The sequence below is a fragment of the Arthrobacter sp. PAMC 25486 genome, from assembly GCF_000785535.1.
GTDB lineage: Bacteria > Actinomycetota > Actinomycetes > Actinomycetales > Micrococcaceae > Specibacter.
Genome location: NZ_CP007595.1, coordinates 349164 through 368061, shown reverse-complemented (window position 1 = coordinate 368061; position 18898 = coordinate 349164). Strand labels below are relative to the sequence as shown.

Below are 18898 nucleotides of genomic sequence, written 5' to 3'. Positions count from 1 at the left end.
GCCACAGTCAGTTGGTCCGGACAATCCCGTAGGAATCTGCCTGTCCCTGTTCCGTACCGGCTGGAAGAGGGGCCGTGACGCCGACGGGGGTTCCCAGCGGGACGACGGGCGGATCTTGTACTGCCTTCGCTGACGCGGTTTCGCGGGCCAGGAAAGCGCCCAGCTCGCTGATGGTGCTCATCAGCGGCGCAGGGAAGACAACTGTGGTGTTCTTGTCAACGCCGAACTCCACCAGACTTTGAAGGTTTCTCAGTTGGAGGGCCAGGGGGGTGGGCCATCATGGCGTCCGACGCGTCGCCGAGCGCCGCTGCTGCCAACGACTCACCCAAAGCAGCAATGATCTTCGCCCTCTTTTCCCGCTCGGCTTCCGCCTGCCGGGGCCTGGCACGCTTCATGCTGTCAGGAAGTTGAATGTCCTTGAGTTCGACCAACGTCACTTCAACACCCGATTCCAAGGTGGTTACATCCAGAATTTCCCTGATCCCTGATCCCTGAGTTGATGGCATCCGTTTCGGCGAGTGTTTCATCGAGGGTGTGTTGGCCAACTACTTTTCTGAGCGTGGTCTGGGCTATCTGGTCGATCGCGGCGTAGACGTTTTCAATGGCCCCAACTGACTTCACAGCATCCATCAAACGAAAATAGGCGACGGCTGAAATGTCCACGCTGACGTTGTCCCTGGGACTGGATGGGCATGGTGATGATGCGCATCGAGACTTTGTGCAGCCTGTCTATCACCGGGATGATCACTGCCAGGCCAGGCGGCTTGATGCCTGTGACACGGCCCAGCCGGAAGACGACGCCGGATTCATACTGGTTCACCACGTGGATGGCCAACAGGGCAGCGAGAAGTAGCAGTACGACGGTAACTACAATGATGACAACGAGGAGTGTCATGGCGTGTCCTTAGCGATGAATAAGGCTCGTGAAGAATCATGAGGCTACGTCCAACGGTAAGGCTGGCTGTTCTCTGAGTGGAGAATCCAAAGACCCCAATTCAACCCCATTCCCGTGCGTCGACCCCGTCCATGTCGACAATGACGGCACCTTAGCCGGCGGCTGGAACCGTTCTTCCCGGGGACGGAGACTGGTGGTGGAGTTTCACGGTGACCTGAGCGGACGTGACACGCTGAACCGGGCCGCGCGGCGTTGAATGTGGGGGGCGCGGCCCCGCCGGCGCACTGTTGGGGATTGCTGGACGGGGCGGGAGAAGAACCACTGCTTGGCGAATTCGACCAGCACCAGATACACCACGGTCATGGCCAGGAGGGCCAGGAAGAAGGGCACCGGCAACGGGTCAAAGCCCAGGACTCCTGCCAAGGGGGAAAGCGGAAGGTAGATGCCCAGGGCGACCACGCCCAGTGATGCCCAGAGCAGCCCGGCCGACGGGCGGCTGCGGAAAAACGGCACGCGGCGGGTCCTGATGGCGAAAATGATCAGGGTCTGTGTGGCGATGGATTCAATGAACCAGCCGGCCCGAAATTCGCCCGGTGCAGCATTGAACACGAACAGCATCAAGCCAAAGGTGGCAAAGTCAAAAACGGAGCTGATGGGACCAAACAACAGCATGAACCGCCGGATGAAGGCGATGTCCCAATGCGACGGGGCCAGCAGCAGCTCCTTGTCGACCCGGTCACCGGGGATGGCCAGCTGTCCGGTGTCATAAAGCAGGTTGTTGAGCAGGATCTGGCCCGGCAGCATGGGCAGGAAGCTCAACACGACGGAGGCCGCGGCTGCGCTGAACATGTTGCCAAAATTGCTTGAGGTTCCCATCAGGACGTACTTGATGGTGTTGGCAAAGATCCGCCTCCCCTCACGCACCCCCTCCGCCAGGACACCCAGGTCCTTGTCCATCAGGACGATGTCCGCGGCGTCCTTGGCCACGTCGGTGGCGCTGTCCACGGAGATGCCGACGTCGGCCTGGTGCAGTGCCAAGGCATCGTTGACGCCGTCGCCCAGAAAGGCGACGGCGCGGCCTTGTTGGCGCAGCAGTCTGATGATGCGGGCCTTTTGTTCGGGTGACACGCGGGCAAAGATGCTCGCCTCCCTCGCAGCGGCACCAAGTTCGGGGTCCGTCAGGGCCCCGACCTGGATCCCGGTGAGGGTCCCGCCCGAGACCAGACCAAGGTCCCTGCACACTTTTTCGGCAACCTTGGCGTTGTCGCCGGTGGCGATTTTGACGGCAATGCCCAGGCTGGCCAAATCAATCAGGGATTCCTTGGCGTTGGCCTTGGGCTTGTCAAGGAAGATCAGGAACCCGGCCAGTGACAGCTCACGCTCATCGGCCGGCCCAACCGCGGTCATTCCCCCGGCGGCACGGGTTGCGACGGCGATGACCCGGGCTCCGGCGTCGTACTGTTCATCGAGCTGGGCCTGCGCCTGCGGCGGCACATCGCTGCAGAGCCGCAGCACGTCCTCCGGCGAACCCTTGGTGACGAGGCTCCGGGTTCCGGCACGGTCGGCCACCAGGACACTGGTCATCCGTCGCTGGTGGTCAAAGGGAATGATGCCCAAGCGTTTTTGGCTGCCGGGCTCAAAATCCTGGGCCAGCTGCGATTCCCAGAGCGCAGCGTCCAGGGGGTTCTGGCCGACGGTGGACACTGTGCCGTGTGAGTAGTCGGCCTCCGTTGATACCAGCCCCAAGGCAAACAGCTCGGCCTCGGAAGTCCCGGACTGAACGGGCAGCGCCGCCGTAAAGCTGATGCGGCCCTCCGTCAGCGTCCCGGTCTTGTCGGTGACCAGCACGTCCATGTCGCCCAGGTCCTCGATGCAGATCAGGCGCTTGACCAGCACCTTCCGCTTGGCCAGCGCCCGGGTGCCGGCGGCCAGGCAGGTGCTGACGACGGCGGGCAGCAGCTGGGGCGTGATGCCGACGGCTATGGCGAGGGAAAAGAGCAGGGAGTCGATCAGGGGCCTGCCCAGCAGCAGGTTGGCGATGAAAATCAAGGTGGTCAGGACGACCGCCACCTGCAGAAGCAGGAACGAGAATCGCTTCAGGCCCAGCTGAAATTCGGTTTGCGGCTGGTGCTCACCCAGTCCCAGGGCGATCCGGCCAAACTCGGCCCGGCCGCCGGTGGCCACGACGACGCCTGTGCAGCTGCCGGTTTGGACGATGGTCCCCATGAAAAGACAGCAACCCAAGTCCCCCAATGACGCGTCCCCGACGATTGGTGCCGGTTCCTTCTCCACTGGCAGCGACTCCCCCGTGAGAATGCTTTCGTCGCACAACAGGTTTTCGCTGTTGAGCAGCCTGATATCCGCCGGAACGATGGCACCCAGGGCCAACCGGACCACGTCACCGGGCACGAGATTCACGACGTCGATCTGGCGCGCGTTGCCATCCCGGAGGACAACGACGGTGTGCGTGACGCGTGAATGCAGTGCTTCGGCGGCCAGTTCGGCCCGAAATTCATTGCTGAACCCCAAACCGATGCTCACCACCAAAATGACGCCAATGACAATCGAATTTGTGGCGTCCCCAAGGAACAGGGACAATCCAGCCGTGATTATCAAAAGAATCAATATCGGGCTGCGAAGCTGCCGCCCCAGAACCGACCAAGGGTTGGCTTTGTGTGTTCGCAGGGCGTTGGGCCCCACCACTGTCAGCCGCCGTACGGCCTCCTCGCCGCTAAGACCTTGTTCCGTGGACTGAAGATTCTCCAGCACCAGCCCACCAGCCCGGTGGGCTGAATCAACCATGGACAACGGGGCTGCGCTGGCTGCCTCAGACGTTGTCGGCAGGCTCACAGGCAACCTCACGCTCAGAATCGCCACCGGCCGGCGCCTGCGAACCACTGTGGACCACGAGAACGGGACAGTTCGCGTGTTCTGTACAGGCCGAACTGACTGACCCCAGCAGCAGCCCTGTGAACCCGCCATGCCCGCGGGAGCCGACAATGAGCATCTGCGCGGATTTTCCCGCTTCCAGCAGAACTTGTGCCGGACGGCCCCGATCCACCTGGCTGCTGAGGCCGGCCGGGAGCTGGTCGCCAAAAGCTTCGGCCAGCGCATCCTGCAAGATTTTCTGCGCATCGGCTTCGGGATCCCACTCCGCAGCCGCATAGGGCCCAAGGGAGGTTTCAAAATGCCACGCAGTGACAGCAACGATGGTCGCATCAAGTGCGGGCGCCAAAGTTTTCGCCCAATTCAGGGCCAGCACGGACTCAGGGGATCCGTCGACCCCGACCACAATGTGCGAATCTTCGCGGGTTGTCTGGTCTTCCATGCGTTCAACCGTCCTTCATTTTCTTTGCAGCCACGATGCCCTCTCAGTTAAGGGCACGGGGTGCCACCGGTACCGTTTGGGCTCCAGACGGTCCTTCCATCTCAATGATCGGGGCCGGACGCGCAGGCTGCACAGGGTCCAAGGTCCCTAACTGCCAGGGCTGCATCGTGCCACTCTTGAGGGAACGGACGTAGACTACCTGCGTCAGTGAGTCAGTCACTTGGGCTCGCAGGGGACCAACGAGGACACGGAGTCAACCTTGAAGAACCGGCTCAATCAAGTCAGCACCAAAGCTCAAAACAATGCCGACGCTGTAGATGCCGAACCCATACTGGGGCCGTACGAGCTTGAGCTCCTCAACCGATATTGGGATGCTGCCAACTACCTGACAGTGGCGCAGATCTACCTGCAGGAGAATGCCCTGCTGCAGTCCCCCCTTGGAGCGGAACAAATCAAGCCGCGCTTGCTCGGCCATTGGGGAACCAGCCCCGGACTGTCCTTGATCTACGTCCATTTGAACCGGCTCATTCGCAATACCGGAGCCAAAATACTGTTCGTGGCCGGCCCCGGCCATGGCGGCCCGGCCGTGATTGCAAATCTCTATCTGGAGGGGACCTACTCTGAAATCTATCCCCGCGTCAGCCAGGACCCTGAGGGGCTTCGGCGCTTGATCCGCCAGTTCTCCACCCCCGGCGGCATCCCCAGCCATGTCGGTCCGCCGACCCCCGGGTCCATCCACGAAGGCGGGGAACTGGGCTATTCGCTGGCACATGCCGCGGGAGCAGCCATGGACAACCCGGAGCTCATCGTGGCCTGCGTGGTTGGCGACGGGGAAGCCGAAACCGGCCCCCTGGAGGGTGCATGGAAGGCTCCTGCCTTCCTCAACCCAGGCCGGGACGGAGCCGTCCTTCCGATACTTCACCTCAACGGCTACAAGATCTCCGGCCCCACAGTGCTTGGCCGCCAGTCCGACGAGCAGGTCATGGCGCTGCTGCGCGCACACGGCTGGGACCCCGTCGTCGTCTCCGGCAACGACCCCGCGCTGGTGCACCCCCAACTGGCAGAGGCTGTGGAGAACGCCCACGCCCGTATTCTCCAGATCCAGGAGCAGGCGCGCCGATGCGGCATCACCGGCCCCGCTCACTGGCCGGCGATTATCCTGCGCACGCCCAAAGGCTGGACCGGCCCCGGTGTTGTCGACGGAATTCAGGTGGAAGGCACGTTCCGCGCCCACCAGGTCCCACTGGCAGGTGTCCGTGAAAATCCCGCCCACCTGGCCCAGTTGGAGGCCTGGCTGCGCTCCTACAAGCCCGAAACACTCTTTGATGCTGCCGGCCGGCTGGTGCCGGAACTGGCTGCCCTCGCCCCGCAAGGTGACTTGCGCATGGGCGCCAACCCCTGGGCCAACGGCGGCGCGGACACGGCCCCGCTGCCTCTGCGCCCCCTTGAAAACTATGCCCTTGACGTGCCCGTTCCGGGGTCCCTCAAGCACGAGACCACCAGGCCCCTGGGTGAAATGCTCCGGGACATCTACACGGACACCTCCCACGATCCCCGTTTCCGGCTGTTCAGCCCTGACGAGACCAACAGCAACAGGCTGGGCGCCGTCTTCGAAGTCACCGACAGGTGCCAAATGGAGGCCATCCGGGACGGTGATGACCATCTGTCCCCCGACGGGCGCGTCATGGAAGTCCTCTCCGAACACCTCTGCCAGGGCTGGCTCGAAGGCTACGTCCTGACGGGGCGGCACGGGCTGTTCGCCACCTATGAGGCGTTTGCCATGGTCAGCGCCTCCATGACCATCCAACATGCCAAATGGCTCCAGCACGCCCGCGAACTGGCGTGGCGAACCCCCGTGCCCAGTCTCAACATCTTGCTCACCTCAACCTGTTGGCGCAATGACCACAACGGCTTCAGCCATCAGGGACCGGGCCTGATCGACACCGTCCTCTCACTCTCGGGTTCCGTCATCCGCGTCTACCTGCCACCGGATTCCAACACCTTGCTGGCCGCAGCCGAACATGTCCTGCTCAGCAAGGACTACGTGAATTTGGTGGTCGTGGACAAGCAGGCCCACCCCCAGTATTTGAACCTCGACGACGCCCGCAAGCATGCGGCTGCCGGTGCCTCGATCTGGCATTGGGCAGGAAATAACGACACACCCAGCGAAGAGATCACCCACAGGAGCGCCTTGTCCGGCACCGATTCCTCCATCACCACCCCTGACGAGCCGGCGGGGGCAACCGAACCGGACATTGTCATGGCCTGCGCCGGCGACGTCCCAACAGAGGAGACTTTGGCCGCCGCGTGGCTGCTCCAGCATCATGTCCCAGGGCTGCGGGTGCGCGTGGTCAACGTCATGGATCTGCTCGTGCTGCCGCCACGCGACACGCACCCCCACGGGCTCTCCGACGTCGACTTTGAAAAGCTCTTCACCGATGGCGGCGAGGTGATTGTGGCCTGGCATGGATATGCCCGGGCCTTCCACCAGCTGCTGCACGGCCGCCCGAACCCGGGCAGGTTCCACGTCCGTGGCTACAACGAGCAAGGCTCCACAACCACCCCGTTCGACATGGTGGTCCTGAACAGGATGAGCCGATACCACCTCGCTTTGGAGGCCCTGAACCGGGTGATCGGCCACTTTGACGGCGCACAGGAATTGGCGGACCACTGCCAGCAGATGCTTGCCAATCATGAGAGCTACATTCACGAGCACCTGGAAGACCTGCCGGAAATTCGCGACTGGGTCTGGACGCCGCCGGAGGACCGCAGGAATGCGCCATGACCACCGAGCACGGACCCGTCACCATCCTCGTGGGTGTCGACGGACCAGAGTCGTCCATTGAGGCCTGCTTCAAGCAGCATGGTTGGCGAACCCGCTCAACGCGCGCGTGACGGCCTTGACATGCTGGAACTACCCCAGCGCCTATGCAGTGCCCTACGCGTTAGATGGCTTCGATTTCAAGGGGGCTGCGCAAAAAATCCTCGACACTGCCGTTGAGAAAGTGTTCGGCCTGGACTGGCCCAGGACTCTCACGACCCAGCTTGTTCAGGGACCAGCCCGGCCACCACTGATTGAAGCCAGCAGGGATGCGGCGCTGCTGGCTCTTGGCCGGCGGGGCATGGGTGGTTTCCGGGGGCTGCTGATGGGTTCCGCCAGCACAGTCTGCACAGCCCACGCCCATTGCCCGGTGGTCGTAGTCCACGCGCCAAGGTGGGAGAACACCAGACATAGGCTGCCAGCGGCCGCCCCGCCCTTCACGGACAAGCTGGTGCAAGGGCCCGCCTGCTAGTTTGGGCCCATGAGTAACTTAACAGGGTCCCACGACAATGAACCGCACACGGCCAACATTGCGGGGCGCCTGAACTGGCTTCGGGCCGGAGTCCTCGGCGCCAACGACGGCATCGTCTCGGTTGCAGCCACCGTCGTCGGAGTGGCCGGCGTGACCAACGCGCCCACCCCGATTCTTGTGGCAGGCATTGCCGCCCTGGTGGGTGGCGCCGTGTCCATGGCATTGGGCGAATATGTCTCCGTCAGCAGTCAACGCGACAGCCAGCGGGCACTGATAGAAAAGGAACGCCAGGAGCTGGCCGAGGACCCGGAAGCGGAATTGGCCGAGCTCACCGGTCTGTACCTGGCCAAGGGGCTGAGCGCAGCAACGGCGGAGCAGGTGGCACTCGAGCTGACCGGCCACGACGCCCTGGCCGCCCATCTCTCCGCCGAACTGAACATCAACGAGCACGACGAGGCCAATCCATGGCAGGCCGCCTACGCCTCGGCGGCCGCATTCACCATCGGAGCCATACTGCCGCTGATCGCCATCCTGCTGCCGCCCGCCGGATTCCGGATCCCGGTGACGTTCGCCGCCGTCCTGCTGGCCCTTGCCCTCACCGGCACACTGAGCGCCGCCATCGGGGGCAGCTCGAAGACCACCTCGGCGACACGCCTTGTCATCGGCGGCGCCCTGGCCCTCGCAGCAACCTACGGCATTGGCCGCGCGCTTGGGGCAACCGGGATCATTTAGTGGCCTTCGGGCTGAGCGCCAGCTTCGGGCTCGGCTTGACCGCGTCCCTTGCGGCCTCAACGTCCATGGCACTGATCGCCAGGTTTGTACGGGCACCGTTGGGTCCTGCCTGTCAACTCAAACCGACCTGCGCAAGCTCCGCTGCTCTCGGCCTCTCCCTGATGCGGTGACCGGCGCGTGCACGGCTGATCCTGCCATGACGAAAAGCGGCCGGTACAGCAAGTACGCGAAGACCGATCCTGCACTGGCAAGTGCCGCCATGCCACCAAACTGGGCGACTGATGCGTCGGGGTCCCCGTTGAGCAGCATGCTAAACGCCATTCCGGCAACCGACCAAGCGAGCAGTACATATGCGCCAAGGATCCCGTACGCCGGTTTGCGGGCCCACAGGTAACGTCGAAGCAGGCCTACGCCAACGCACAATGCTGCCGGAGCAACGATACCCAAGTCGTAGAATTTGACCACCCAAAAAGTCACTGGTGTGTCTAGGTAGGCGGCGCCGGCCGGTTGCTCACTCATCGCATCAACCAGCGACCGCAGGTGCAGCCCAACCACGACAAACACCGCTATGACCACTAGCAAAATGCCGCTGCCCCGCCCGAGACGTCCGGACATCGGCGGCAGATTGCCGGGCACAATCTGGGTCCAACCAAGTAGCACCACAGCCGCAGAGACCAGAAACATGGCCAGCAGCAAGGGGAAGTACCGTTCAACGTTGCCTGGCAGCTTCAGGTATTCATTACCCAGGATCAGCTGAGAATAGGTGTACATCGCAAACAGTGCCGGTGCGAGAGCCAGCACGGGAGCGGCAGGATGGTTGCGCCATGCCAAGACGCCAACCACCACGCACACAGGGACGACGACGGCCAGTGCCGCCAGATCCCCGCCACGGATCTGGTTAAGACCCGAACTCGAGGTCCTGAAATGGATCTGATTCAGGATGAGCGGGCCCAAGATGGCATAGCTGACAACCAGTGCTGCGAGCAGCCCGAGGCCAGCGGCCAGACAACGATTGGTTCTCATTCCTTGAACATACGCCTGGGATTTTCCATGGGCCAGGGCCGAACGTCCCGCCCCGTGCGGGACGTTCGGCCCTTGCGGAAAGGACCAGGGCCAGCAAGCCTTGAAGCAGCACCCTGCCACCCTTCATCCGCAAGAAAGGCACTCAAGATGAGCATCGTCGTCGTCTATGAATCCATGTTTGGCAACACCCGCAGAATCGCGTTGGCCATCGCTGAGGGACTTGCACCCTTCGGCGTGGTGGTCACGGCAAATGTCAACGACAAGCTCGCCGAAGAAGCCGCACGTTCCGCCAACTTGGTGGTTCTCGGCGGCCCCACGCATGTGCATGGCATGACAAGGCCCGCCTCACGCGAAGAAGCAACAACCTGGGCGAACGACACATCAAGGAACCTCACGCTGGAACCCTCGGCGCCAGGAACGGGGGTGCGCGAATGGATCAAGGACCTTGAACTGGTTCCTGCCCTCTGTGCTGCCTTCGACACCCGAAGGGACATGGCGCGCATCCTCTCGGGAGCAGCATCAGGGCACATCGAGCACGCGCTCACGAAACGGGGCTCGCGCGCCGTCATTTCGGCGGAGAGCTTCCTGGTGTCCAAGGACAACACCCTTGACGACGGCGAACTGGCCCGGGCCCGCACCTGGGGCACGAGCGTGGGCAAAGCCATGGAAACGTTCATCCACCACTGAGCCGTGCTGGGACACACCACCCGCACACGGCCCGCCTGCCAGTAGAGTCGGCAGCAATGGTGGATGCCAAAACAGGAATCGCCGGAATCAGATAAGGAGCCAACCATGGGTGCACAGCAGACTTTCGTGATTGTTGGGGCCGGTCTTGCTGGTGCAAAAGCTGCGGAAGCACTGCGGTCCGAAGGGTTCAACGGGCGCATCCTGCTGTTCGGGGCGGAACCTGAGCGGCCCTATGAACGGCCGCCCCTGTCCAAGAGCTTTCTGCAGGGCACCTCTGAAAGGGCAAAGATCTACGTCCATCCGAAGCAGTGGTACGCGGATCATGACATTGAACTTCACACCAGCACCAAGGTCACAGCCATCGATCGCGCTCAGCGGGAAATTCAGTTGGGCAACGGAAATCGCCTCGCCTACGACAAGCTCCTGCTGACCACAGGCGCCTCCCCGCGTGAGCTGCCCGACGCCGGACCCCACAGCGTGTACTACCTCCGCAGGGTCGAGGACTCCATCCAGCTCCGCTTTGCCTTCACCCAAGCCAAACGCGTGGTCATCATCGGCGGCGGGTGGATTGGACTGGAAGTTGCCGCCGCGGCCCGCGCGGCCAACGTCGAGGTGGTCCTTTTGGAGCGCGGTGACGTCCCCCTAATGCGTATTCTTGGAAGGGAAACTGCCGCGGTTTTCGCCCGTCTCCACCGGGCTCATGGCGTGGATCTGCGGACAAGCACCCACCTCCGGCGCATCATCTCCAATGCTGACGGCAGGGCGACGGGCGTGCAGCTCAACGATGGCACACGGGTGGATGCGGATCTGGTGGTCGTTGGCGTCGGGGCACTGCCGAACACCTCCCTAGCCGAGGACGCAGGCCTTCATGTGGACAACGGCATCACCGTCGATGAGCACCTGCGCACCTCGGATCCGGATATTTTCGCAGCCGGTGACGTCGCCAACGCCTTCCATCCCATGCTGGGCCGGCACCTCCGCATGGAGCACTGGTTTAACGCATTCAGCCAGCCGGCCGTCGCCGCCAGGTCCATGCTGGGCCTGGCTGCCAGCTATGACGAGGTGCCGTACTTTTACAGCGACCAGTATGAGCTCGGCATGGAGTATTCCGGTTTTGTGGAGTCCGGCGGTTATGACCAGGTCATTGTCCGCGGCAACATGGACACCCTTGAGTTCGTTGCCTTCTGGCTCAAGGACCTCCAGGTCCTCGCGGGCATGAACGTTAATGTTTGGGATGTCACCGAGGTGATCAAGGACTTGGTGCGTTCGGGCCTGAAGGTCGACGGCGTGAAGCTCGCCGATGCGTCCATCCCCCTGGCCGAGGTTCTCGCCGACGCGAAGAATGCCGAGCCGAAGAATGCAGGCGCAGAGAATACAGTACCCACCCCGTTAGGCAGTGGGCAGGACCAGCCCCGATAGCCTTTCGCCACGCAGGTATCGGCGCAGGTTTGCGGTAAAGCGCTCCGTGTTGCGGGCGTTTTCCTGGCGTGTGTCGGCAGCCGCGTGGGGGCTGATCAGCACGTTGGGCATCGACCGCAGTGCACTGTCGCCCGGCAGCTGTGCGGCGGAATACGCGTCCAACAGAACCGCTGCCGGCTGTCCTTGTTCAAGCCCTTCGATGAGTGCCTGCCCGTCGAGAACCCCGCCGTGCCCCACATTGACCAGGATGGCGTCGTGCCGCATCTTGCGGATCGCCCCCGTGCCGAGCAAGCCTGTCGTTTGTTCGTTCTGCGGCAGGGCCAGCACGACGGCGTGGGAGACCGGGAGCATGTCCCCCAAAAAACGTGCTGGACGGAGCTCGTCCACATGGGGTGCTTGGCCATTTCCGGTCCGGGTCATGGCCATGACCCTCATGCCGAAGGCTTTGCCCAGGCGTGCGACTTCGGCACCGACGCGGCCCAGTCCCACGACGAGAAGCGTCTGGCCGGCAAGTTCTGACGGGCGGTCGGTTCCCGGCGATGCGCAGGTGCCGGGCTTGGCTTTTTGGCCTTGCTTGGCGAACGTAAGCAGGCCAAGCATGGCGAATTCGGCCAGCGCCGCGGCATGACTCCCCCCGGGTCCGGTGAGCTGGATTCGTTCGCGTGTTTCGTCGCTGAGATCAGCGTTCTGCAGCCGCTCAAGCTCGTCCTGATTTGTGGCGTGGACCCAGCGCAGTCCCGCATTGCCGTCCAGCAGCTCCTTCAATTGCGCGGGCGTGCCGGCCGGAATTCCAAAGATGACCTCCGCCTGTACCAGCATCCGCCTTAGCGCCGCCGGATCCAAGGGCCGGTCATGGCGAACATCAATGGTGCTGTCCACGTTCTTGATGGCACCGATCACGTGTTTATCCGCCGGGACGCCGACAACCACGGATATCCGCCGATCCGGTGATGACTGCTCGTGGGTGGTCATGGCTTCATCGTAGGTCACGGCACCAAACACACAAGTTTTCACGTTCGCAACGTTTCATGGTGCATTCAGCCAATGGTGTCTACAGTGGGGGCATGCCCGTCAACAGTGTTGGAGCACGGCAAAAGGCACTACGTTCCTCCGTGGTGCTGCACGCAGGGATGGCTGTTTCCGGACTGGTCATGCTCCTTTTCCTGCTGGCCCACATGTACGGCAACTTGAAGATCTTCGAAGGCCAGCAGGCGTTCGACGGTTATTCGGAGTATTTGCGTGAGATCGGTGAGCCGTTGCTGCCACACAGTGGGGCGCTGTGGATCATCCGCGTGGCCCTGCTGCTGAGCGTTGGCATCCATATATATGCGGCATTTACGCTGTGGTTTCGATCGCGGGCAGCAACACGCGGCAAAGGCGCGTGGCGTTATGAGAGTACAAAGAACCGCCGCGGCGTCCAGCGCAGCTACGCCTCCTTCACGCTGCGGTGGGGCGGCATCGTCATCGGCTTGTTCGTCGTTTACCACATCCTGCACCTGACTGCCGATGTCATCGCACCCGGCGGGACGTCGTCGAGCCCGTACCAGCGCATGGTCAACGGCTTCTCCATCGGGTGGGTGGTGCTCTCCTATGCCGTGGCACTGATCGCCCTCGGCTTCCATTTGCGCCACGGGGTGTGGAGCGCGTTCGCTTCCCTGGGCGCCAACACCTCTGTTGCGCGCAGGCGTGTCCTCAACGTGACGGCCACCGTGGTCGCCGCGATACTACTGGTGGGATTCCTCATTCCGCCGCTGGTGATTCTGGTGGGGTGGGTGCAGTGACGACAGGGCTGTTTACCGTTGGGGAGCCCATCCGGGACACCAAGGCGCCGGCCGGACCGGTCCAGGACCGCTGGGAGGCGCGCCGCTTCGGCGCCAAGCTGATCAACCCGGCGAACCGCCGCAAACTCTCCATCATCGTCGTCGGCACTGGATTGGCAGGGGCCTCGGCGGCGGCAACGCTCGGCGAGGCCGGCTACCAAGTCACGAGTTTTTGTTACCAGGACAGCGCCCGGCGCGCCCACAGCATTGCAGCACAGGGCGGCATCAATGCCGCCAAGAACTATCGCAATGATGGCGACAGCGTCCGCCGACTCTTTTACGACACCGTCAAGGGCGGTGACTACCGTTCGCGGGAATCCAACGTCTACCGCCTGGCGGAGGTCAGCTCCGCCATCATTGACCAGTGCGTGGCCCAGGGCGTCCCCTTCGCCCGCGACTATGGCGGGCTGCTGGATACGCGCTCCTTTGGCGGGGTCCAGGTTTCCCGCACGTTCTACGCGCGGGGCCAAACCGGCCAGCAGCTGCTGCTGGGCGCCTACCAGGCGCTCGAGCGCCAAGCCGCGGCCGGCACGGTGGAGGTCAACACCCGCCATGAAATGCTTGACCTGATTGTCATCGACGGCAAGGCCCGCGGAGTTGTTGTCCGTGACATGGTGACCGGAACGCTGGAGACCCACCTGGCCGACGCCGTCGTGCTGGCAAGCGGGGGCTACGGCAACGTTTACCATCTCTCCACCAACGCGATGGGGTGCAACACGACGGCGATCTGGCGGGCCCACCGCAGGGGCGCCTTCTTCGCGAACCCGTGCTTCACCCAAATCCACCCGACCTGCATCCCCGCCAGCGGCGAGCACCAGTCGAAATTGACGCTCATGAGCGAATCCCTGCGCAACGACGGCCGCATCTGGGTGCCGGCCACGGCCGGGGACACCCGCAATCCCAGGGACATCCCCGAGACGGAACGCGACTACTATTTGGAGCGCGCGTATCCGTCCTTCGGCAATCTCGTTCCCCGCGACGTTGCCTCCCGGGCCGCTAAAAACCAGTGCGACGCCGGACGGGGCGTGGGCCCCGGCGGCCGGGGCGTGTACCTGGACCTGGGCGACGCCATCGCCCGCCTGGGCCGTTCTTCGATCGAGGAGAAGTACGGCAACCTGCTGGACATGTACCAGAAAATCACCGACGAAGACCCCTACCAGGTGCCCATGCGCATCTACCCGGCCGTGCATTACACCATGGGCGGGCTGTGGGTCGACTACGATTTGGCGAGCTCCATCCCCGGGCTGTTCGTCATCGGGGAGGCAAACTTTTCCGACCACGGGGCGAACCGGCTCGGCGCCAGCGCCCTGATGCAGGGCCTGGCGGACGGCTACTTCATCCTGCCCAACACCATCGGCGACTATCTGGCGAAAACCCAGCCCTCCGGCGTCGTGGATGAATCCCATCCCGAGGTGGTGGCAACCATGGAGGAAGTCCGCGAACGCATCAACACGCTCCTGTCGATCAACGGTGAACGCACCGTTGATTCCTTCCACAAGGAACTGGGCGCCATCGTCTGGGAATACTGCGGGATGGAGCGCAATGCCGAGGGGCTCGTGCACGCCGTGGCGCTCATCCGGGCGCTCCGCGAGGAGTTCTGGAGCAACCTCAAGGTCACCGGCAGCAACGAGGAGCTGAACCAGAGCCTTGAGCGTGCCGGTCGCGTGGCAGACTTTTTTGGGCTGGCCGAACTTATGTGCATCGATGCGCTGCACCGCGGGGAATCCTGCGGCAGCCATTTCCGCACGGAGAGCCAGACCGGGGACGGCGAGGCGTTGCGTGACGACGACGCGTTCGCCTACGTCGCGGCCTGGGAGTTCGACGGCGAGAACGCCCCGCCCAGGCTGCACAGGGAACACCTTGACTACGAGTTCGTGGAGTTGACGCAGAGGAGTTACAAATGAAAATCACCCTGCGCATTTGGCGCCAGCACAACGTCCACTCCCCCGGCAGCATGGTCAGTTACGACGTCGACGGCATCAGCGCCGACATGTCGTTTTTGGAAATGCTGGACGTCCTGAACGAACGGCTCACTATCACCGGGGAAGATCCCGTCGCCTTCGACCACGACTGCCGGGAGGGCATCTGCGGCATGTGTTCACTGGCGATCGACGGCGTGGCCCACGGCCCGGAGGGGCTCACCACCACCTGTCAGCTGTACATGCGCCACTTCAGCGACGGTGACACCATCGACGTCGAACCGTGGCATGCCGAGTCATTCCCGGTCGTGCGGGACTTGATTGTGGACCGCAGCGCATTGGACCGCATCATCCAAGCAGGCGGCTACATCAGCGCGCCGACCGGTGCAGCCCCCGAGGCATCCGCCACACTCGTGCGCAAAGACGCAGCAGACAGGGCTTTCGATGCGGCCACCTGCATTGGTTGCGGCGCCTGTGTCGCCGCATGCCCCAACGGTTCCGCCATGCTTTTCACTGGGGCCAAAGCCACCCATTTGGGCGCACTGCCCCAAGGCCAGCCCGAGCGGGGCTCCCGGGCACTGGCCATGGTTGCCGCGCACGACGCCGAAGGCTTTGGCGGCTGCACGCAGATTGGCGAATGCACGGCCGTGTGCCCGGTCGGCATCCCACTGGACATGATCTCGCGGTTGAATGCCGACGTGCTTTCCGCACTGGGCGACCCGGGACTCTGAACTGCTTCCTGGATTCCGGCCTTTTAAGGGCCAAGGAGGGATACGCTCAGGACAACGGACGCTGTACGTGGCCCGGATCCGCGGGCGGGATCTTGTGACAGGGGCATGCCAAGGCGAACAAGCGCCTTCAGCTACTCGATCGGGCTGCTGCTGTTAGGGGTGAGCGCCCTGGTGGCGCTCGTGTTCACCCCCGCTGGCGGGCAGGACCGCACCGGGGCGGGTCTCGCCGAGTACGGAAGGTAGGAACCATGGATACAAGGATTGCCACCACGGCCGATGGGATCATGAGCCGCCCCGTCGTGACCGTTCCGCCCGGACTGGAGGTCGGCGCAATCGCCGGCCTCATACGCAAGCACCGGATCAGCGGCATTCCCGTCGTGGATCCGGAGGACCATGTGCTGGGGTTAATCAGCGAATACGACCTGCTGGCCAAGACCGGGGGCACCGCGGCGGAGATCATGACCACTGCCGTGATCAGCGTCAGCCCCGACACAGCCATCTCCGACGTCCGCCAGCTGCTGGTAAGCCAGCATATCGGCCGGCTGCCGGTATTGTCCGGCGGGCGCCTGGCCGGCATCATCAGCCGCGGCGACCTGGTGGCGCTGCTCGCCACCGAGTGGGTATGCGGCGTCTGCGGCGAACCTGCCCGCGGTGAGAGTCCACCGGCCAGCTGTCCAAAATGCGGCGGGGACACTGCCGGGTTCACGCTGCAGGAACAGCCCCCTGGGCCGTGAATGCCGCCACCGCGCCGCCCGCGGATGGACGCGCCGGATGCAGGCGGAAAAGCGCACCGGCGCGAACTCAGTACACAGCACACTTGGAGGAGAGCGCATGGCGGAGCGACGGAAACCTGCAGCGACGCGAGGGAAGGAGCCGGCAGCGGCGCAGAAGTTTGGGAACTCCGGGCTTTCCCCCGCGGACGACCCCCCTGAACGCCTTCTGTGCTATTACGCCGACATGGTCCTGATCCGCAAATTCGAGCTCATCGCCGACCAGATGTACAAACGCGCCAAGATCGGCGGCTATTGCCACTTGAACCTGGGCGAGGAGGCCACCGTCGTCGGGCTGATGGCAGCGTTGCGGCCCACCGATTATTTGTTTACCAACTACCGCGACCACGGATACGCCCTGATGCGCGGACTGGAACCGGGCCGGGTGATGGCCGAGCTCTTCGGCAAGTCAACAGGAGTGTCCAAGGGCCGGGGCGGATCAATGCATATGTTTGACACCGGGGCCCGGCTGATGGGTGGTTACGGCATTGTCGGGGGCCAGATTCCGCCCGCCACCGGCGCAGCCCTGGCCCTGACCTACCGCGGCGGGCCAGGGCCGGACGCCGAGGTCGTGATGTGCCAGATGGGCGACGGCACCACCAACATCGGCGCGTTCCACGAATCACTGAACCTGGCCGCCGTCTGGCACCTGCCCATCGTGTACGTGGTCGTCAACAACCGTTTGGGCATGGGAACCACCGTCGAGGCCGCCGCCGGTGAGCCGGAACTGTACAAACGCGGCAGTTCGTACAGGATCCCCGGTGAGCGCGTTGACGGAACCGATCCGGTGGCGGTGCGCGAGGGCGCCCAGCGTGCCCTGGACCGTGCGCGGCTGGAACGCGAGCCCGCACTGCTGGAAGTCATGAGCTACCGCTTGCGGGGGCACTCGGTGGTAGACCCGGCACGTTACCGCTCCGCGGCCGACGTCGAAACCGCGCAGGCCGCGGATCCTGTCCCCCTGCTGCGCCGGCACCTGCTGGATACAGGCCTGCTGGACGAGGCCCAGGCACAGGGCATTGAGGCCGACGCCGGCAAAAAGGTCGCCGCCGCCGTCGCCTTCGCCGACTCAAGCCCCGATCCCGCCCCGGGCCAGCTCTTCGACTACGCCTACGCCAGCCCGGTCGCAAACGCCGCCCACGCCCTGCCCGGAGACCCCGCGGTGGCGGTCCCATGACCAGTGAACCCAGCGCCGGTAATCCCATGCCCATCAGTCCCGCCGAGGGAAGTCCCAACCCCAGCGTAGGATCCACCATGCCCGTCATCACGTACCGCCAGGCGCTCAATGATGCCCTCCGGGCCGAGCTGACCCGGGACGACAACGTCATCCTGCTGGGCGAGGAAATCGGGATCTTTGAGGGCTCCTACAAGATCACCGCGGGCCTTCTGGCCGAATTCGGCCCCGAACGGGTGCGCGATACTCCGATCGCCGAGGAAGGTTTTGTTGGCGCCGCCATCGGTGCCGCCATGTTGGGGATGCGTCCGGTGGTGGAAATCATGACGCTGAACTTCAGTTTGATTGCGATGGACCAGATCATTAACCATGCTGCCAAAATCTATGGCATGTTCGGCGGCCAGACGCCCGTCCCGCTGGTAATCCGGATGCCTGGCGGCGGTGGCCAGCAGCTGGCCGCCACCCACTCACAGAATCTTGAGGTCTGGTTCGCGCATGTCCCAGGTTTGAAGGTCGTTGCTCCCTCCACCCCGGCCGATGCCAAGGCGCTGTTGCTCGCGGCAATCCGGGACAACGATCCGGTGATCTTCCTGGAAAACCTATCCCTTTACAACACCAAGGGCGAGGTGCCCGACGGCGAACACGTCGCCGAACTCGGCAAAGCCGCCGTGGCGCGGAAAGGGACCGACCTGACCGTGATTACCTACTCCCGCGCGACAACGGTGGCCCTGGAAGTGGCACGCCAGCTGGCGGAAGAAGGCATCTCCATCGAAGTAGTGGACCTGCGCAGCCTCCGCCCGCTGGACCGGGAAACGGTCTGCGCTTCCGTCCGCAAGACCAGCAGGGCCGTAGTCCTCGAAGACGACTGGCTCAGCTACGGTGTCGGCGCAGAAATCTCCGCCACCCTCATGGAGGGGGCCTTCGACTACCTGGACGCGCCGGTCCGCCGGGTGGCAGCGGCAGAAGTTCCCCTGCCCTATGCCAAACCCCTGGAACTCGCAGCGCTGCCCGATGCAAACGACCTAATCAAAGTCATCCGCGAGCTACTCGACGCCAGCCGCTTCAGCCCGGCAGCAACCGACCCCATTGCCCCCGCCACCCGATAGGAAG

Annotated in this window: 18 protein-coding genes and 1 pseudogene; 12 read left to right on the top strand and 7 right to left on the bottom strand. The window is 63.7% G+C overall.

The annotated features are described in order from the left end of the window. Positions 1-7: 7 nt before the first annotated feature. The 5 genes and pseudogenes from art_RS22785 to art_RS01690 form a co-directional block, all read right to left on the bottom strand. Positions 8-232: a hypothetical protein gene (locus art_RS22785; protein ID WP_253901437.1), complete on the bottom strand. Its 225-nt coding sequence runs from the start codon at positions 230-232 to the stop codon at positions 8-10. After that, positions 216-527, bottom strand: coding sequence for an SPFH domain-containing protein (locus art_RS22780; protein ID WP_253901619.1), 312 nt, complete (start codon positions 525-527; stop codon positions 216-218). The genes art_RS22785 and art_RS22780 overlap by 17 nt, the downstream gene beginning before the upstream one ends. Continuing rightward, positions 439-895: pseudogene (locus tag art_RS23215) on the bottom strand (SPFH domain-containing protein). The gene art_RS22780 and the pseudogene art_RS23215 overlap by 89 nt, the downstream one beginning before the upstream one ends. A 204-nt stretch (positions 896-1099) precedes the next feature. Continuing rightward, a complete protein-coding gene (mgtA, locus tag art_RS01695) occupies positions 1100-3745 on the bottom strand; it encodes a magnesium-translocating P-type ATPase (RefSeq protein ID WP_253901434.1) in 2646 nt (881 codons plus the stop codon). Beyond that, positions 3723-4223 carry a universal stress protein gene (locus art_RS01690; protein ID WP_038462135.1) on the bottom strand — a complete coding sequence of 167 codons (501 nt, stop codon included), beginning with the start codon at positions 4221-4223 and terminating at the stop codon, positions 3723-3725. Before art_RS01690 ends, mgtA begins: the two co-directional genes overlap by 23 nt. A gap of 220 nt (positions 4224-4443) precedes the next feature. Between art_RS01690 and art_RS01685 the strand changes: the two genes are divergently transcribed. The 3 genes from art_RS01685 to art_RS01675 all read left to right on the top strand — a co-directional run bounded on the left by art_RS01685 (position 4444) and on the right by art_RS01675 (position 8248). Continuing rightward, positions 4444-7008, top strand: a complete 2565-nt coding sequence (locus art_RS01685) for a phosphoketolase (protein ID WP_367643753.1) — start codon at positions 4444-4446, stop codon at positions 7006-7008. Between the two features lie 106 nt (positions 7009-7114). Next, positions 7115-7516, top strand: a complete 402-nt coding sequence (locus art_RS21415; RefSeq protein WP_367643752.1) for a universal stress protein — start codon at positions 7115-7117, stop codon at positions 7514-7516. Between the two features lie 9 nt (positions 7517-7525). After that, positions 7526-8248 (top strand): VIT family protein, encoded by a 723-nt coding sequence (locus tag art_RS01675; protein WP_038462131.1) that lies wholly within the window; start codon positions 7526-7528, stop codon positions 8246-8248. Positions 8249-8365: 117 nt separating this feature from the next. Here art_RS01675 and art_RS01670 read toward each other — a convergent pair whose 3' ends face one another. Continuing rightward, positions 8366-9271, bottom strand: a complete 906-nt coding sequence (locus art_RS01670; protein WP_038462130.1) for a hypothetical protein — start codon at positions 9269-9271, stop codon at positions 8366-8368. Between the two features lie 147 nt (positions 9272-9418). On the opposite strand from art_RS01670, the gene art_RS01665 reads away from it, so the two are divergent. Further along, the gene (locus art_RS01665; protein WP_038462129.1) at positions 9419-9958 is read left to right on the top strand and encodes a flavodoxin family protein; all 540 of its coding nucleotides are present in this window, start codon (positions 9419-9421) and stop codon (positions 9956-9958) included. A 105-nt stretch (positions 9959-10063) separates the two neighbouring features. Continuing rightward, a complete protein-coding gene (locus tag art_RS01660) occupies positions 10064-11377 on the top strand; it encodes an NAD(P)/FAD-dependent oxidoreductase (protein ID WP_082000047.1) in 1314 nt (437 codons plus the stop codon). Here art_RS01660 and art_RS01655 read toward each other — a convergent pair. Next, positions 11348-12349: an NAD(P)-dependent oxidoreductase gene (locus tag art_RS01655; RefSeq protein ID WP_157875093.1), complete on the bottom strand. Its 1002-nt coding sequence runs from the start codon at positions 12347-12349 to the stop codon at positions 11348-11350. The genes art_RS01660 and art_RS01655 overlap by 30 nt on opposite strands. Before the next feature lie 92 nt (positions 12350-12441). On the opposite strand from art_RS01655, the gene art_RS01650 reads away from it, so the two are divergent. The 7 genes from art_RS01650 to art_RS01625 all read left to right on the top strand — a co-directional run bounded on the left by art_RS01650 (position 12442) and on the right by art_RS01625 (position 18894). Beyond that, entirely contained in the window at positions 12442-13158 is a 717-nt protein-coding gene (locus art_RS01650) for a succinate dehydrogenase cytochrome b subunit (protein ID WP_173425214.1), read from the top strand. Then, positions 13146-15101, top strand: a complete 1956-nt coding sequence (locus art_RS01645) for a fumarate reductase/succinate dehydrogenase flavoprotein subunit (protein ID WP_216699570.1) — start codon at positions 13146-13148, stop codon at positions 15099-15101. Before art_RS01650 ends, art_RS01645 begins: the two co-directional genes overlap by 13 nt. Beyond that, the gene (locus art_RS01640) at positions 15098-15847 is read left to right on the top strand and encodes a succinate dehydrogenase/fumarate reductase iron-sulfur subunit (RefSeq protein ID WP_038462126.1); all 750 of its coding nucleotides are present in this window, start codon (positions 15098-15100) and stop codon (positions 15845-15847) included. Before art_RS01645 ends, art_RS01640 begins: the two co-directional genes overlap by 4 nt. Before the next feature lie 105 nt (positions 15848-15952). Then, entirely contained in the window at positions 15953-16090 is a 138-nt protein-coding gene (locus art_RS22005; protein ID WP_157875092.1) for a hypothetical protein, read from the top strand. 5 nt (positions 16091-16095) lie between these two features. Further along, positions 16096-16581: a CBS domain-containing protein gene (locus tag art_RS01635; RefSeq protein WP_038462125.1), complete on the top strand. Its 486-nt coding sequence runs from the start codon at positions 16096-16098 to the stop codon at positions 16579-16581. A 97-nt stretch (positions 16582-16678) separates the two neighbouring features. Then, the gene (gene pdhA / locus art_RS01630; protein ID WP_082000498.1) at positions 16679-17791 is read left to right on the top strand and encodes a pyruvate dehydrogenase (acetyl-transferring) E1 component subunit alpha; all 1113 of its coding nucleotides are present in this window, start codon (positions 16679-16681) and stop codon (positions 17789-17791) included. A gap of 77 nt (positions 17792-17868) precedes the next feature. Continuing rightward, positions 17869-18894: an alpha-ketoacid dehydrogenase subunit beta gene (locus art_RS01625; RefSeq protein WP_038462124.1), complete on the top strand. Its 1026-nt coding sequence runs from the start codon at positions 17869-17871 to the stop codon at positions 18892-18894. Positions 18895-18898: the final 4 nt, after the last annotated feature.

Excerpts from the sequence above, each read along its gene's own strand:
- art_RS22780 (WP_253901619.1), bottom strand. The coding sequence starts at position 527 with ATGAAACACTCGCCGAAACGGATGCCATCAACTCAGGGATCAGGGATC.
- art_RS01690 (WP_038462135.1), bottom strand. The coding sequence starts at position 4,223 with ATGGAAGACCAGACAACCCGCGAAGATTCGCACATTGTGGTCGGGGTC.
- art_RS01675 (WP_038462131.1), top strand. The coding sequence starts at position 7,526 with ATGAGTAACTTAACAGGGTCCCACGACAATGAACCGCACACGGCCAAC.
- art_RS01670 (WP_038462130.1), bottom strand. The coding sequence starts at position 9,271 with ATGAGAACCAATCGTTGTCTGGCCGCTGGCCTCGGGCTGCTCGCAGCA.
- art_RS01665 (WP_038462129.1), top strand. The coding sequence starts at position 9,419 with ATGAGCATCGTCGTCGTCTATGAATCCATGTTTGGCAACACCCGCAGA.
- art_RS01660 (WP_082000047.1), top strand. The coding sequence starts at position 10,064 with ATGGGTGCACAGCAGACTTTCGTGATTGTTGGGGCCGGTCTTGCTGGT.
- art_RS01655 (WP_157875093.1), bottom strand. The coding sequence starts at position 12,349 with ATGACCACCCACGAGCAGTCATCACCGGATCGGCGGATATCCGTGGTT.
- art_RS01650 (WP_173425214.1), top strand. The coding sequence starts at position 12,442 with ATGCCCGTCAACAGTGTTGGAGCACGGCAAAAGGCACTACGTTCCTCC.
- art_RS01640 (WP_038462126.1), top strand. The coding sequence starts at position 15,098 with ATGAAAATCACCCTGCGCATTTGGCGCCAGCACAACGTCCACTCCCCC.
- art_RS22005 (WP_157875092.1), top strand. The coding sequence starts at position 15,953 with ATGCCAAGGCGAACAAGCGCCTTCAGCTACTCGATCGGGCTGCTGCTG.
- art_RS01635 (WP_038462125.1), top strand. The coding sequence starts at position 16,096 with ATGGATACAAGGATTGCCACCACGGCCGATGGGATCATGAGCCGCCCC.
- pdhA (WP_082000498.1), top strand. The coding sequence starts at position 16,679 with ATGGCGGAGCGACGGAAACCTGCAGCGACGCGAGGGAAGGAGCCGGCA.
- art_RS01625 (WP_038462124.1), top strand. The coding sequence starts at position 17,869 with ATGCCCGTCATCACGTACCGCCAGGCGCTCAATGATGCCCTCCGGGCC.